Raw genomic sequence first — 16,775 nt, forward strand, 5'->3', positions numbered from 1 at the left:
AAAATATGAATAATTTAGACGAGTTATTGTGATCATTTCTAAACGCATATACTTTCAAGGCTGTTGTAGTGTTTATTGTTTTAAGCCGTCTTTGGGCTACCCCATTAAAAAAAGTGATTTTTACTTTCTCATTATTTTTTGCGCTGTTAAGCTCAATAAATTACGTATTTGCTAATGAAAGCATTAGTGCCCCTCAATTAAAATTCAAATCATTAACAATCAAACAAGGTTTATCACAAAGTTATGTTTTCGATATAGTCGAAGATAAACAAGGCTTCATGTGGATAGCTACACAAGAAGGCCTCAATAGATACGATGGTAAAGAGTTTGTTCATTATAAAAATAATATATTAGACAAAAATTCAATTGCTAATAATTTTATACGAAAAGTTTTTATTGATAACACTGGCGTACTTTGGATAGGCACCCAAAATGGCTTAAGTCGATATAATGCTAACACCGATAATTTTGAAAACTTCTATCATGATAAAAACAATACAGCGACTCTCCAAGATAATATTATTTGGGATATATACCAAGATCAAGAAAATGTAATTTGGGTAACGACCGCATCAGGTATTCATTACTATACCGAAAAAGATAATAGTTTCAATCCAGTTAGAATTCGAAATCATGAGAAAAAACTTAAAGAAATCAAAGTTTTTTTTCAAGACAGCCAAAAAAACTATTGGTTAGGTACATACGAAAATGGCATTTATATCTTAGGTGAAGACTTAACAAACGCTATATCATTACAATCAGAAAACAAGTGGGGGTTATCGATTGATGCTAACAAGTTATCTGATATTACCGTAGTAGATAATGATTATTGGCTAGCTACAGACAAAGGAGTGTTTATAGTTGGTAAAGACTATAAGCTCAAAAAACATTTGACTACAGAGTCAAAAAACTCTCCTATTTCATCTAATATTATTAAATCAATTATTCAAAAAGATGATACTCAAGTTTGGATTGGAACACAAAACGGCTTAACAACCTTTAATTTGCATAATCAAACAACCGTTCAATATAAGGTAGACGAATCAAATAATTCTTTAGTAAATGATCTTATTCATAATTTATATAGAGATTCATCCAATAAAATATGGATATGTACGGATGGGGGGCTTAACACATTTTCTCCTATTTCGATGAGTTTTAAACATCACCTGTTTGATAATAAAGCAAAAAGTCAAATATTAGATGCTTTGGCTGAATTACCAAATGAAAATATACTTTTAGCTAGAGGTGATGGAGCTATATTTAGTTTCAATAAACAAGAAAGCCATAAACTTCCAATTCAACTTGAAGAAAGTATATTCAATATACTCAGTCAATCTTCCGACAATATTATTGTTTTAACCATTAATAACAACTTATTTGAATATAATTTAGTTAAAAACGCATTAACACCACACAAAAAATGGAAATCAAACTCTAATTACCCTTACGAAAGTAGTATTGTTTTAGCTAACAATGCTCTTTGGTACTTCAATAATGAGAACATACTCACTAGCTACGAATTATCAACACACGAATTTACTAAATATCAAACGAATATTAACAACCAAGCCTACCGCACCAAAATAACAAGCCTTTATTTAGATAAAGCTGAAGATGGAAATTTTATTTGGGCGACTTCAATAGATAATGAAATCGTAAAGTTTTCATTAGAAACAAAATTATTCACAAGCATTTATAATATACAAACCAATAATTACCTGATTAGTAACTCAAAAAGTTTAATAAAATCAGGTAAGTGGTTGTGGTTAGGTTCTTTTGATCAAGGCATTTTATTGTTTGACACCGAGACACAAGAATCTCAGGTATTTAACGAAAGTAATAAATTAACTAACAATACCATCAATGGTATGTTTGTTGATGATAAACATAATGCTTGGTTTAGTACCAACAAAGGTATTTCCTCAATTAATCCCTTTAAAAAAACAGCAATTAATTATGGTGAACAATTTGGTATTGAAGCAAATGAATTTATTAACGGTAGCATTTTATATTCATCTGAAAAGGTAGCCTACTTTGGCGGACTCAATGGATTTCATAGTGCTAATTTAAATGAAGTAACAAGTATAAAACAAAAAATACATCAGCCTATTATTACCAATTTATTAATCTCTAATAAAAAGGTTGATATTAAAGCTAAAACCGAAAATGATAATCAAATCAACCAATCAAAATTTACATTGGCCAGCCACTTAAATAATACAGACACACTGACCTTACAGCATGAACAATCACCATTTAGTTTAGAGTTTATCTCACCTAATGCTAAAATCTTGAATCAGATAGAATACCGATATCGTTTAAAAGGTTTAGAAACAAACTGGATTGAAACCGACGTTAATAACCGGAGGGCCACTTATACCAATTTAGACGCGGGTTCCTACGTATTTGAAGTTCAAGTTATAGACTTATTAAACCCAACAATAAGCCAAACTAAAACATTAAACATTACCATCATGCCCCCTTGGTGGTTATCTAAATCAGCTATTATCTTATATACCTTATTTACCCTTCTTTTGTTTGGCTATTTCATATTTCAATTAAGACAAAAACGTTTATCTCATCTTCAAATAGAACTCAGTGAAGAGCGCTTAAAGCTTTCGTTATGGGGAAGTGGTGATGAAATGTGGGATTGGAATATTAAAAGCGGTAAAATATTCCGTTCTAATATATGGGGAATATTAGAATTCCCTCAAGATGGAAAAAGAAACGTCGGTGCAGAACAAACCAATATACACCAGCACGATATTCCTAGAGTTAGAGAAGCCTTAGAAGCGCACTTTAACAAACAAACCGATCACTTTGAGGCAACCTACCGAGTAAAAGATAAAAACGAGCGATGGATTTGGGTGCTTGATAGAGGAAAAATCGTAGAGCGAGATGATACTGACTCTCCAACACGTATGACAGGTACCTTAAAAGATATTAGCCAAATAAAAAGAGCGGATGAACGATTAAAATTATTTGCAAAATGTATTGAAAATATATCTGATGCTGTTGTTATTTTTGATCGTCAATTTACAATTGTAGATGTAAACAAGGCCTATCAACGTATTACCCAAATCAATAAAGCGGATATGCTAGGTAAAAGCTTACGATTTGTACAATATCCAGAAAGCTTCACTCAAAACATCAAAAAACATCTCATTACACAAGGTGGTTGGCATGGTGAAATTGAAGATAAACACGCTAACGACGATATTTATATCATCGATTTAAATATCGACATCATTAAAGACGAAAACAATAATATTTCTCATTTTGTTGGTGTATTTTCAGATGTTACAGAGCGTAAAAGAAATGAAGCCGAATTAAGAAAACTGGCTAATTCTGACACCTTAACAGGATTACCTAATCGCTCTTATTTCCAAGCGAATCAAACACGATTAGTAAAAACTAAAGTCCCTCATGCTTTATTAGTTTTTGATCTAGATAATTTTAAAAAAATAAATGATTCAATGGGTCACGGTGTTGGCGATGCTTTATTATGTAAAGTTGCGCAACGCATTATTGCCTCAGGGAGAAAAAAAGATACTGTATATCGCCTTGGTGGTGACGAATTTAGTATCATTGTTGAAAACACCAATGATATTCACACCATAACCACTATAGCTAAAAACATACTTAAAACTATCGCTCAACCGATGAAATTAAAAAATCAGGAAGTGGTACTTTATAGCAGTATCGGTATTGTTTTATTTCCTGAAGATGGCGCTTCGTCACAAGAATTACTTAAAAATGCAGATACAGCGATGTATCACGCTAAAAATACAGGTGGTAATAAGTATCAATTTTTCAGTGAGTCTATGAACAAAAAAGCCGTAAAAAGACTCCAAATTGAAAACTTAATTCGTTATGGATTAAAAGAAGATTATTTCTCTGTATTTTATCAACCTAAAATAGAAATAAGCACAGGAAAAATTGCAGGTATGGAAGCGCTAGTTCGGTTTGAAACACCTTCAAAAGGGATCATCAGCCCTGTTGTTTTCATCCCTGTATCAGAAGAAACAGGCCAAATTATTGATATTGGTGAAATCGTTTTAAGAAAATCTTGTTTTGCCACTAAAAAATGGGTCGACTCAGGTCTCTTTGAAGGCAGGATAGCCGTAAACCTATCTGCTGTTCAATTTACCCAACCCAATTTGGTAGGCATGATTTCAGATATACTCAAAGAAAGTCAACTGCCTGCAAAACATCTAGAATTAGAAATAACAGAAGGAACTGTTATGGACTCACCACAACAAGCCATTGATACTATGTTACAAATAAGAGCTATGGGTATTCACTTATCATTAGATGACTTTGGTACGGGGTATTCTTCTTTAGCTTATCTAAAAAAATTCCCATTAAATACCTTAAAAATAGATAAAGCCTTTGTCGATGATATTGAAACATCAGAACAAGGAAGAAATATGGTAGCAACTATAGTAACAATCGCCCATAACTTAGGTTTACACGTTGTAGCAGAAGGGGTTGAAACCAACCAACAACTCAGTTTTTTATCGGGTTTACGTTGTGAACAACTTCAAGGTTATTTATACAGCAAACCTTTACCTGAAAATGATTTTCAAAAATATTTGCTGTCACATCAAATCACTAATAAATCGACTTCATTTAATAACTAGTCAGACTCATACTAATCCCCTCTTACTGCTCAAGATGCATATTCAGAATATTGACTGCAAACTATCTCACTAATTAATTGAACGGTATTACTCGCGTCAAAATTACGACTTATCACTTCACCATTTAATTGATGTCTTGCTATACAAGATGTAGAGCCAACATTTAATTAATGGCATGTATTTCGCTTTACTCATTATGCTAATAACAATAGCACTAATAATAATTAATAAACGAGGAAGAAACATGCTAAGTTCAATTATTTTATCACTAGTAATGGCACAACCAGCTCCAGTTGCAGATGTAAACCAAATCGAATTAAAAGAAGCTGCTCGCCGTGGTTACCGCATGCACGATACATTTTCTATCGATGAGGCTGCTCGTCGTGGATACCGCATGCACGATACATTTTCTATCGATGAAGCTGCTCGCCGTGGATACCGCATGCACGATACATTTTCTATCGATGAGGCTGCTCGTCGTGGATATCGCATGCACGATACATTTTCTATAGAAAAAACGGCTCGTCGTGGCTATCGCATGTAGGAGGCAATATGATTTCAATTTTTAAAGCTTTATTCACTCAAAAACCAAAAGAAAAAACTATTGCTGATCGCATTGAGATTAAAGAAATGCCAGCAAATTCATGGTGGTCTTAATCATTGATTACTCATTATAAATAGCGTCACAGGGATGTTCGCCATTTTATTATTTATACTTATCTACTTTAATATTAAGCTCTAAATATCAAACTATTAAACCCAAACTTCTTATTTATTTTCATTCTCTTTTGCATACAAAACATTGGCCATATAAATGGACCAAACAGCATACCAGCTAGAGTCCAACGCTTATAACCTAAGCCACTTCTTAATGCCTGACAATAAAAAAAAGCCGCACAAACTATCCCAACAACGAATAAAAGAAACAACATAAATACAGCCAACCTCAAGAAGAAAATAGAGTATAAACTCTTAATATTTTATGGGTGCGAAATATAGCAATTATCAATCACTGCCTCAAGACAAAAGCTAGAACAAATTCAACTATCTATATACAAAAAAAAGAGGCATTAAATTACCTCTTTTATGGAAAAAACAGTCCTATAATGCGGCTATTTCTAACCTATCTGCTACTTTTTAAATAGACTTAATCAATGCTGCTCTTTATTCTCTTGTGCCATTTTGATCAAAGCTTCACATGGAGTATAACGCTCACCGTACTCTTGTGCCCAAAACTTTAATTTTTCAACAATATAATTCGCTCCTATTTTATTTATATATTGAAACGGACCACCTAAAAATGGAGGAAAACCAATACCAAATATAGCACCAATATCACCATCTCTAGTACTTCTTATAATTCCTTCATCTAAACATCGAGCAGCTTCGTTTAGCATTAAAAATACAGCGCGTTGACTAATAGTTTCATTTGATAATTTAGCGTTTTTAACAACCCCTAATAAAGCATAAATTGATTCATCTGCTTGTTTACCTGTTACTTTTTTTCCATAACTGTAAAAGCCCTTGTTTGATTTTTTACCTAAACGACCATCATCAATTAATTTATCAAACGCAGGAGGAGTGGCAAATCGATCACCTAACTCATTATATAAAATAGGACTGATTTTTGAACCAACATCAATACCTACTTCATCAAGTAGTTGTAATGGTCCAACAGGAAAACCAAATGACACTAATGCCTTATCTATGGTTTCAATAGCTTCACCTTCTAGCAGCATAAATGCAGCTTCATTTACATAAGGCGCTAAAATTCTATTCACATAAAACCCCGCTTTATCGGCTACAACAATAGGCGTTTTACCTTGTTTTTTAGCAAATTCAACGGTAGTAGAAATCGTTTGTTCTGAAGTGTTTGCATGAGGAATAATTTCTGCCAAAGGCATTTTATCTACTGGTGAAAAATAGTGTAGGCCAATAACATTTTCAGGCCTTTCGGCTTTTTCTGCTATTTTTCCAATAGGTAAACTTGAAGTATTACTCGCAAAAATAGTCTCTTCACTACAATTTAGTTCTACTTCTTTAACCATATTCTGTTTCAAATCTAAATCTTCAAATACAGCTTCAATCACCATATCGCAATGTTTAAAACCCGTATAATCAGTAGATCCTGTAATAGCTGAAAGCTGTTTTTGCATTTCGCTCGCACGAATAAATCGACGTTGAACTTTTTTATTCAATAGCTTGTAGGCATACTTAAGTGCGTAACTAATCCCTTTATGTGAAATATCTTTAATACGAACGGGAACATTCGCTTTAGTTGCTGTTACAAAGGCGATACCACCTCCCATCAGCCCACCGCCTAATACACCTACACTGTTAATTTTTTTAGGTTTAACACCCTTAACACCGTATTCTTTCTTCATTTCAGTTGTAGCAAAAAACAACTGACGTAACTGCCCTGAAATCTCACTCTTAGCTAATTCACCAAAATGATTAGCTTCTGTTTGATAGCCTTTAGCTGAAGCTTCTTGAACTCCCACTTTTACGCAATCAATAATCTTAAGGGGAGACGGATAATTCCCTTTTGTTTTAGACAAAACAGTTTTCTTAGCTTGACTAAAAATAATACTACGACCTAATGCATTGCCTTCTAACAACTTATCCATCAAAGATATTTTACGTGTTGTATTTAAATAGCGTGCGTTGACAGACAAAGACACCTTGTTAGATAAAATAATATCTTCAGCTGTTTTTATTAATATACTTTTAGGAACTACATGATCAACCAAGCCAGATTTTAATGCTTGAATTGGGCGTAAGTGTTTACCTGTTAGCATCATATCTAAAGCTTTTTGAATACCAACAAGTTTAGGTAAACGTTGCGTACCACCACCGCCAGGTAGCAAACCCAGCTGAACCTCAGGTAACCCTAAAGCCGTTTCAGCACTATCGCTACATACTCGTGCATGACAAGCCATAGCTAACTCTAAGCCACCACCTAAACATGCACCATTAATCGCCGCAACAATAGGGATAGATAAAGTTTCAATTTGTTCAAAAACCGCATGTGCTTGTCGAGACAAAGCTTTAGCTTCTTCTACAGACTCACAATTAGCAATCATTGTAACATCTGCACCAGCAACAAAAGAGCTTGGTTTACCGCTAAGCAGTACAATACCTTTAATTGAATCGTCAGCTTTTATTTCAGACAACACACCCACAACTTGTTCAGCAAATTCAGCTTTTAGCGTATTCATAGCATCGCCAATAACATCCATAACCAAGTGGGCAATACCGTTATCCTGTTTGATCAATGTGAATGTACTTTGAGGGTTTTCTTTAATTGCTGTTTTAGTCATTAGTCTGTCTCCACTATCATTGCTACGCCTAAACCACCTGCCGCACATGCCGTGGTTAAACCTGTTCCACCACCTCTTCTGTTTAATTCATTTAACGTTTGAACAATTAAACGTGTACCTGTGGCCGCAAACGGATGTCCATAAGCTAGCGAGCCTCCCATTACATTAAATTTGTCCATATCTATTTCACCTATCGCTTTATCTCTTCCTAAATGTTTTTGAGCAAATGATTGACTACCAAACATTTTCACGTTAGCTAAAGCTTGTGCAGCAAAAGCCTCATGCATTTCAATTAAGTCTAAATCTTTTAACTCCATGCCCGCTCTTGCGAGTGCAATAGGTGTTGAAAAACTCGGTCCCATCAACATATCTTCCCAAACATCAATGGCAGAAAAACCATAACTTTTAATATAACCTAACGGCTTATAACCTAGCTCTTTTGCTCTCCCCTCACGCATAAGTAAAATAGCAGAAGCGCCATCGGTTAACGGTGAGCTTGTTGCCGCTGTAACACTGCCATATTTACGATCAAATACAGGGCGTAATTTCGCGTAGCTTTCCAAAACAGAATTTTCACGAATACAATTATCTTTATCAATAAAGCCATTATAAGGTTCGCTATGAGCAACCATAACCTCACCAGCCAACTTCCCTTCAGCCCAAGATTGCGTGGCTAAAGTATGAGAACGATGAGCTAACGCGTCTTGCTCTTCTCTTGATATGGAATAAGTTTTTGCCATTTGCTCAGCCGTTTGCCCCATTGAAAGACCCGTTGAGTATTCAGCAACAGCAGGGGGAACAGGAAGCAGATCTTTAAAACCTAACCGTCTAATTAAGGCTAATTTTTGCCCTAGCGTTTTCGTTTTAGTTAAATCTAATAAGGTTTTTGCCAGATTTTTAGTGACCCCAACCGGCGCTACCGAAGTAGAATCAGCCCCCCCAGCAACGCCTACATCAATCATACCTGCCATAATAGACTCGGTAATATTTACGGCTGATTGAAAGCTTGTTGCACAGGCCCTCGATACACTGTAGGCATCGGTACGAACATTCATACCTGTACCTAAAACTATTTCGCGTGCAATGTTAGGAGCTTCAGGCATTTGAACCACTTGACCAAAAACTAACTGCTCAATAATATCAGGATCAATGTCATGCTTTTTAAGGAGTTCATTAACAACCATTTTACCTAAATCAACAGCAGGCACTCCATGAAATGCAGTTGCTTGTTTTGCAAATGGTGTACGTAGTCCAGCGACAACTGCGATACGCTCGCCACTTGATGTGACTAACTTAGTTTGTTTCATATTATTTCCCATTGATAGCGATTGGTATAAATTCTAGCCATAAAATCTTAAAACATCTTTTTATATTATTTAAAGCCAAGAGGTCCGACCTCTTAACTATTGATTTAATTCTAACCTTTTTTTTCAAATATTCAATAAATATAACGTCTCTTAATTTGTTTACGTTGTTAAATTTTTAAATATTAAATGAAAAACTTACTTACAAATTGAGACTAGCAGTTGTTTTCTAAATGATTAACCATATATCTGTACAAACTATGAGTGCTTTATCGTTAATTTTGCAAAAATCGTTAACATTAAAGCCTTTTAACCCCAAAACTAAGAACTAATTAAGTATTCGTTATGGCAATAGCACATTTCTCATCGTTAAAAGAACATTTATCTGAACAAATTATTGGACAAAAAGCATTAGTAGAAAACTTACTTATTGCTTTATTAGCTAATGGACATTTAATTGTTGAAGGTCCTCCAGGCTTAGCAAAAACTCGAGCAGTAAATGCGTTAGCAGATGGTTTAGAAGCAGACTTTCATCGTGTGCAATTTACTCCTGACTTATTGCCAGCAGATTTAACCGGTACCGATATTTATCGTCCTGAAGATGGAACCTTTGTATTTCAACCGGGCCCACTTTTTAGGAACTTAGTATTAGCAGATGAAATTAACCGTGCGCCAGCGAAAGTACAATCAGCTTTATTAGAAGCGATGGCGGAAGGACAAATAACTGTTGGTAGAAAAACGTATCCGCTACCTGAACTTTTTCTAGTTATGGCCACACAAAACCCTATCGAACAAGAAGGTACTTACCCTTTACCTGAAGCACAACTCGATAGATTTTTAATGCATCTTGAAATTGATTACCCCGATGCTGAAAGTGAGTTAGCTATTTTAAAACTGAATCGCGGCGAAGCCTTAAAAGAAGCTAAAAAAGCCATCAGTGTTATCTCGCAAGCCGATATTTTTTCAGCTCGCGACGAAGTCATGAAAATTCATATGGCGCCTAGTATTGAAAACTATATTGTTGATTTGATCATGGCAACTAGAGCACCTGAAAAATACGACGATAAATTAAAGCTTTGGTTAGCTTATGGCGCCAGCCCAAGGGCAACTATTGCTTTAGATCGATGTGCACGAGCCAGAGCATGGTTACATAACAGAGACTTTGTCAGCCCTGAAGATGTTCAAGCCGTATTTCATAACGTATTAAGACACCGAATTTTACTGACATACCAAGCTGAAGCTGAAGGTATAACCAGCAATCAATTACTTGATCATTTATTAAGTTTAGTTGCTGTTGCTTAGCCCCATTTATATAAAACAAGAAAAACATTATGTGGTTTAGTCAGAAAAAACAAAAAGTAACGCAACATAATACAACGCAAGTATTAGCGAATATACTCTCAAATGGTATTGATGTGTCAATTAATGAACTCATTCAATACCAAACGAAAACCTCACTAATTAATTTAGCCGCTCGAAAAGATCTACACGGTAAAATGTCAGGTAATTACCTTGCCCGAAGTAAAGGGCGTGGAATGGAATTTGATGAAGTAAGACACTATCAAACCGGCGACGATATTAGAGCTATTGATTGGCGAGTTACAGCGAGAACAGGCATAACCCATACAAAAGTATTTCGTGAAGAAGTAGAACGCCCCGTATTTATTGCAACCGACTTAAGCGACAACATGCTTTTTGGTAGTCAATTGTTATTTAAATCAGTTCAAGCATCACATTTAGCAGCATTGGTTGCATGGCATGCAAAAGAACGCGGCGACCGTATTGGCGGAATTGTGTTTAATCAGTATAAACATACGGAATTAAAGCCTCGCAGCCGCCAGCAAGGCGTTTTACATTACCTGTACTCGTTATCAAACATTCATCAAAACACCTCTGAAGCATTATTTAATAAGCACTCAGAGAATGGTATAAACGAAAATTCAGCCCAAAAATCTTTTGATGAAAACTGTGGACGAATAAGACAGCTATCTAAACCCGGAAGTTTAATTTATTTAATTACTGATGGTAATCATTTATCGCAAGAATCACTTAGGCACTTAACCAATATAAGTCGTCATTGTGAGCTCGTTGTATGCCTGATTAGTGATCCACTTGAAGTCGAACTTCCAAAAAGTGATAAAAAAATCAATGTAGCAGTAACTGATGGTAAGAAAAAACAGCAGCTATTAATTGGCGATAAAAACTTAGCTCAAAAATACAAACAGCAAGCAGAAGAATTAACCCAAAATAAAGAAGCATTACTCGCTAAAGCGGGTGCTCGTATTTTACATTTTTCTGCTGGTACAACCTTAGAAACTCAATTAAAAAATGGGATTACGTCGTGGACCCGTTAGCACAACTGCAAGATATTCAACTACCCGATAAAATACACAACTACCCAATTGCAATTGGTTGGTGGATTTTAGCTATTATTTGTATAGCGCTGCTCTTATTTATTAGTTTTAAAATAATTAAAAATAAAAAGCTAAAACACTCTCAGCAGCAAGCCATATCAAAACTTAGCTCTACCGAAACAACGATAGAAGAATGTGTTACGGTACTAAAATGGGCCGCTTTACAGTATTTTCCAAGAGAAAACATTGCAAATTTATACGGCGAAGGGTTTCATTTGTTTCTACAAAATACACTGCCATTACAGCATCAAGAAAAATTTAAAACATTAAGCGCCGACTCATTACAAAACATGTACCAAAAAAATAGCTCAGTTGAAGAGAATGATAATTTTCATCAAGCATCAATATATTGGCTGAAGCACGCATTACCTCCTAAGAACAATGTAGCTACTACAACAAATAGTTTAGCGACAAATGAAGCATTACCGGAGAGCAAATCATGATCCATTTTGAATGGCCATACCTATTTTTTGCTCTACCACTTCCCTTACTTATTTACTGGTTACCGTCAAAGAACAAATCAGAAGTTGTTCCTTTAAAGGTACCTGTATTACTCGAAGGTATGAATAGCGCTACCGCTACTACTTCAAATAAAAAAGCATCATTAATATTACTCTCTATTATTTGGATATTATTAGTGCTGGCATCTACTAGACCACAATGGCTGGGTGAAGCAGTAAATATTCCTTCGGAAGGTCGAGAAATGATGATAGCCGTTGACCTTTCAGGCAGTATGCAAGTTGAAGATATGTCATTAAACGGTCGAGCCGTGAATCGCCTTGATATGCTCAAAGTGCTATTAGGTGACTTTATTGAAAGAAGAACAGGCGATCGCCTAGGTTTAATTCTTTTTGGTGATGATGCTTACATGCAAACGCCCATGACTTTTGACCGTAAAACCGTACAACAAATGCTCGACGAAACAGTATTAGGCTTAGTAGGTCAACAAACAGCCATAGGTGACGCTATCGCTTTAGCAGTAAAGCGGTTTAACGAAGCAGAAGAATCTAACCGTGTTTTACTGCTACTTACCGATGGGCAAAATACCGCAGGAAAAATAACACCTGAAGAAGCATTAGAAATCGCTATTGCTAAAGATGTTACCATCTACTCAATTGGTATAGGGGCTGATGTTATGCTTCAACAGTCTATTTTTGGTACTCGACAAGTTAACCCTTCAAGCGACTTAGATGAAAAATCTCTTAAAAATATGGCCGAAAAAACAAATGGGCATTATTTTAGAGCGAGAAGCAGCGCTGATTTAGCACAAATTTATCAATTACTCGATACACTAGAACCCGTAGAACAAGACCAAAAACAAATGCGCCCTCTTAGCGCTTTATACTACTGGCCTTTAGGCATAGCACTGGCTTTATGCTTTATTTACTTAAGTTTAATAAATATTACTTCTCGCATATCAAATAGGAGTATCTAGCATGGCTGATTTCCACTTTATTCGTCCCTATTGGTTTTTAGCACTTATTGCGCTATTTATTGCCCTTTATTTATTAAAAAAAATGAGAATAAGCCAATCAGGTTGGCAAGGTTTATTACCTAAACATTTAGCTAATGTATTAATTAAAAACGCTCAAGAAAGTAAACCACTTTCATTAATTATACCTTTTATTATTGGGCTATTAGCCATTATCTCGATGGCAGGTCCTAGTTGGCAAAAACTTCCTCAACCTGTATACCAACTCGCTCGTGGCTCGGTATTGATCATGGATATGTCTTATTCAATGTATTCAACTGACTTATCACCCAACAGGCTAACGCGAGCACGTTATAAAGCGATAGATTTACTCGATAATATTAACGAAGGCGAGATGGGCCTAATAGCCTACGCTGGTGATGCTTTTATAATAAGCCCGTTAACGGAAGATATTAATAATATAAAACTATTACTCCCCTCTCTTTCTCCCGAACTTATGCCAGAGTTAGGAAGTGATCCTATGAGAGCACTCACTCTTGCCGATGAAATGTTAAAAAATGCAGGACATATAGACGGAGATATTTATTGGTTTACTGACGGTATTGAAAACAGCGAAATTCAAGATATTACCGAGTGGTCTAGAAACCATACCTATCGATTAAATATTTTAGGCGTAGGCACAAAAAACGGTGCGCCAATTAAATTAAGCAATGGCGAATTTATGAAAGACAACAATGGCGCTATCGTTGTTCCTAAATTAAAAGGTAATTCACTAAAAGGTTTAGCTGAACGCGGTAACGGCCAATACGTTAAATTACAAACTAACAGTGACGATATTAAAAAATTACTTAAAAATGCCAATAGTTTATCCGATAACAAAGAAACTGAGAAAAAGGAAAGCTCCAATACAGGAGACCAATGGGAAGAAGCTGGTCCTTATATTATTCTCATTATTTTACCCTTCGTATTAATGTATTTTAGACGAGGCCGATTACTCGCTTTATTTCCGCTAGCTATACTATTAACTCCTACAGACCAAGTCTACGCAGATGTTTGGGATGACTTATGGAAAACTAAAAATCAACAAGCACAAGCAAAGTTTGATCAAAAACAATACAAAGAAGCCGCAGAACAATTTAATGATCCGCTTTGGCAAGGCAGTGCTCAATACAAAGCTGGAAACTTTGAAGAAGCCTTAAAATCATTTCAACAAAGTGATACAGCCCAAGCCCTATACAACCAAGGCAATGCTTTAGCAAAATTGAATAAACTCGATGAAGCAATACAGCATTACGAAAAAGCACTCGAAAAAGATCCAAATCTTGAAAGTGCTAAAGCCAATAAAGCGTTGATCGAAAAACTAAAAGAACAGCAACAACAATCAGATCAAAATCAAAAAGGTGATAATCAAGAAGAAAAAGATGGCGATCAAGAGCAATCAGAACAAGAAAGCCAGAATAGTGAAAATAATCAAGATAATAACGAAAACAGTGAAAATCAGCAGCAAGGTGATCAACAAAATAGCCAGCAGCAAAACGACCAACAAAATGGTGAACAAGATGACTCGCAATCGCAAAATGAAGAAAGCGATGAAACAGATTCAGAGCAAACAGAAGAACAAAACCAATCTGAACAAAACGAATCTGAACAGGAGTCAGAAGAAAGCAAAAATAACGAGCAATCTCAAAGCGTAGCCGAACAAGAAGGTGAAAACGATTCAGAACAAACTGAAGAACAAAAAGCACAAGCAATTAGAACAGCTGAAAAACTCGCTCAAGAATCGGAACAAAAACATCAACAAATATTAAATAAAGTGACTGACGACCCTTACCAATTATTACGCAATAAAATGCAATTGGAATACAAAAAACGTCGTCAAAACAGAAGTAATTTAGGAGCAACTAAAAAGTGGTAATAAATTTTATTCGTTTAATAGCTTTATCAACATTAACAAGCTTATTACTTATTCAGTCAGCTTTTGCATTAACGCAAGTCACAGCTACAGTTGATAAAAATCCAGTAATGGAGAAAGAATCCTTTATTTTAGAAGTTACTGCTGATGACGATGTTGATACCAATGCATTAGATACGTCTCCCCTGCTGAAAGATTTTATTGTTGGGCGAACATCAGTAAGCTCACAAACCAGTATGGTTAATTTTAATACCACGCGCACAACAAAATGGACAACAGTTCTTATTGCTCGTACAGCAGGTAATTTTACTATTCCAGCGTTAACGGTAGAATCCTTATCTACCCGCCCTATCTCATTAGAAGTACTAAAAACAAGTAATCAAACAACGTCAGCTTCTCAAGATATTTTTATTACCACAGAGGTTTCATCAAAAGAAGTTTACGTACAAGAACAGCTCACCTTAACTATCAAGCTTCACTTTGCTGCAGAATTAAAACGTGGCAGCTTATCAGAACCGACTTTAGATGGCGCATCAATCACTCAAATAGGTAAAGATAAAGAAAGTGATACCATCATCAACGGTAAAAGATATCGCGTTATTGAACGAAATTATGCAATCAACCCACAAAACAGTGGTGAATTTATTATAAAAACACCAGTTTTTTCTGGTGAAATCATCTCACAAACAAATCGTAGAAGTAATTTTTTAAGCTTTGCTGACACTAAACCCGTCAGTGCGCTAGGCGAAGATATTAACTTAACAGTCAAACCTATTCCTGATAACTATCAAGGCTTTTGGTTACCTAGTGAAATACTCACCTTACACCAAGAATGGCAACCTAATAACGAAAGTTTCATGGTAGGCGAGCCAATAACAAGAACAGTAATATTGACGGCCGCAGGCCTATCTGAAGAGCAACTACCCAAAATTGAAATGAGTGTTCCATCAGGAATAAAAGTTTATCCTGATCAAGCCGAACTTCATACCGGTATGAATAACAACAAGTTGGTCAGCCAGAAAAAACAAAATTTTGCACTCGTTGCAAGTAAAGTAGGAACTTATCAGTTACCTGAAATTCGTATTCCTTGGTGGAATACCGTCACCAATAAAATGCAATATGCGGTTATTCCAGCAAAAAACATAACCATTACTCCTAATGAAGAAATGGCTAATGATAAACAAAATAACAACGTAACCAATAACACTGCACAAGCTATCCCTACAACGGTTAATGAAAATAAACCATTAGAAACTAAAACCGTTATAGTTAAAGAAGCCTCGTGGCTACAATGGCTATTTTTAGCCCTTTGGTTACTAACCTCCTTTGCTTGGTTAATCTCTTCATTTAATAAAAAGAAGAAAAACACTAAAACAATAAAAACAGTCACTCAAAATAGTTATAAAGCTTTACTTAATGCGTGTGACAAAAATAACGGAGAAGAAGCTCTACAACTTATTGTGCCATGGAGTATAGAGTTATTTTCTAATCCGAACATTTCAACATTAGAAGACGCGAAAAACATTATTAATCAAGCCGAATTTAACCAAGCAGTAGCTGATGTGCAACAATGCTTTTATGGTAAAACAGCGCAAAATTGGAATGGTAGTACATTAAAATCACTTATTGTCGATATCAATAAACACCCTAGTAACACTCAAAGCCAGACAATAACACTCAATCCGTAATACTCCCCCCTATCTTTTATCAATCCAAAAGATAGGGGTTCGCAAAATCACGCAAAAAT

General features: G+C 35.4%; 10 protein-coding genes. 8 read left to right on the plus strand and 2 right to left on the minus strand.

All coding sequences use genetic code 11. The features are described from left to right. Positions 1-68: 68 nt before the first annotated feature. On the plus strand, positions 69-4,646 hold the full coding sequence (locus ACM9HF_RS07635) for an EAL domain-containing protein (protein WP_473616784.1): 4,578 nt from the start codon (positions 69-71) through the stop codon (positions 4,644-4,646). A gap of 244 nt (positions 4,647-4,890) precedes the next feature. Continuing rightward, positions 4,891-5,190: a hypothetical protein gene (locus tag ACM9HF_RS07640; RefSeq protein WP_473616788.1), complete on the plus strand. Its 300-nt coding sequence runs from the start codon at positions 4,891-4,893 to the stop codon at positions 5,188-5,190. Between the two features lie 607 nt (positions 5,191-5,797). Here the strand turns inward: ACM9HF_RS07640 and fadJ are convergent. Continuing rightward, positions 5,798-7,966, minus strand: a complete 2,169-nt coding sequence (gene fadJ, locus ACM9HF_RS07645) for a fatty acid oxidation complex subunit alpha FadJ (protein ID WP_473616791.1) — start codon at positions 7,964-7,966, stop codon at positions 5,798-5,800. Next, positions 7,966-9,273 (minus strand): acetyl-CoA C-acyltransferase FadI, encoded by a 1,308-nt coding sequence (gene fadI, locus ACM9HF_RS07650; RefSeq protein ID WP_473616793.1) that lies wholly within the window; start codon positions 9,271-9,273, stop codon positions 7,966-7,968. Before fadI ends, fadJ begins: the two co-directional genes overlap by 1 nt. A gap of 342 nt (positions 9,274-9,615) precedes the next feature. On the opposite strand from fadI, the gene ACM9HF_RS07655 reads away from it, so the two are divergent. From ACM9HF_RS07655 to ACM9HF_RS07680, 6 genes are read left to right on the plus strand one after another with little or no spacing between them, the layout of a single operon-like run. Continuing rightward, positions 9,616-10,572, plus strand: a complete 957-nt coding sequence (locus tag ACM9HF_RS07655) for an AAA family ATPase (protein WP_473616795.1) — start codon at positions 9,616-9,618, stop codon at positions 10,570-10,572. A 29-nt stretch (positions 10,573-10,601) separates the two neighbouring features. Continuing rightward, a complete protein-coding gene (locus ACM9HF_RS07660) occupies positions 10,602-11,624 on the plus strand; it encodes a DUF58 domain-containing protein (protein WP_473616797.1) in 1,023 nt (340 codons plus the stop codon). Then, positions 11,612-12,127: a DUF4381 domain-containing protein gene (locus ACM9HF_RS07665; protein WP_473616800.1), complete on the plus strand. Its 516-nt coding sequence runs from the start codon at positions 11,612-11,614 to the stop codon at positions 12,125-12,127. Before ACM9HF_RS07660 ends, ACM9HF_RS07665 begins: the two co-directional genes overlap by 13 nt. Next, positions 12,124-13,119, plus strand: coding sequence for a vWA domain-containing protein (locus ACM9HF_RS07670; RefSeq protein ID WP_473616802.1), 996 nt, complete (start codon positions 12,124-12,126; stop codon positions 13,117-13,119). The genes ACM9HF_RS07665 and ACM9HF_RS07670 overlap by 4 nt, the downstream gene beginning before the upstream one ends. Before the next feature lies 1 nt (position 13,120). Beyond that, complete coding sequence (locus ACM9HF_RS07675) at positions 13,121-15,031, plus strand: vWA domain-containing protein (protein ID WP_473616805.1); 1,911 nt, start codon at positions 13,121-13,123, stop codon at positions 15,029-15,031. Further along, positions 15,025-16,716, plus strand: coding sequence for a BatD family protein (locus tag ACM9HF_RS07680; protein WP_473616808.1), 1,692 nt, complete (start codon positions 15,025-15,027; stop codon positions 16,714-16,716). Before ACM9HF_RS07675 ends, ACM9HF_RS07680 begins: the two co-directional genes overlap by 7 nt. Positions 16,717-16,775 lie beyond the last annotated feature (59 nt).

Source organism: Colwellia sp. RE-S-Sl-9, assembly GCF_048296855.1.
Classification (GTDB): Bacteria; Pseudomonadota; Gammaproteobacteria; order Enterobacterales; family Alteromonadaceae; genus Pseudocolwellia.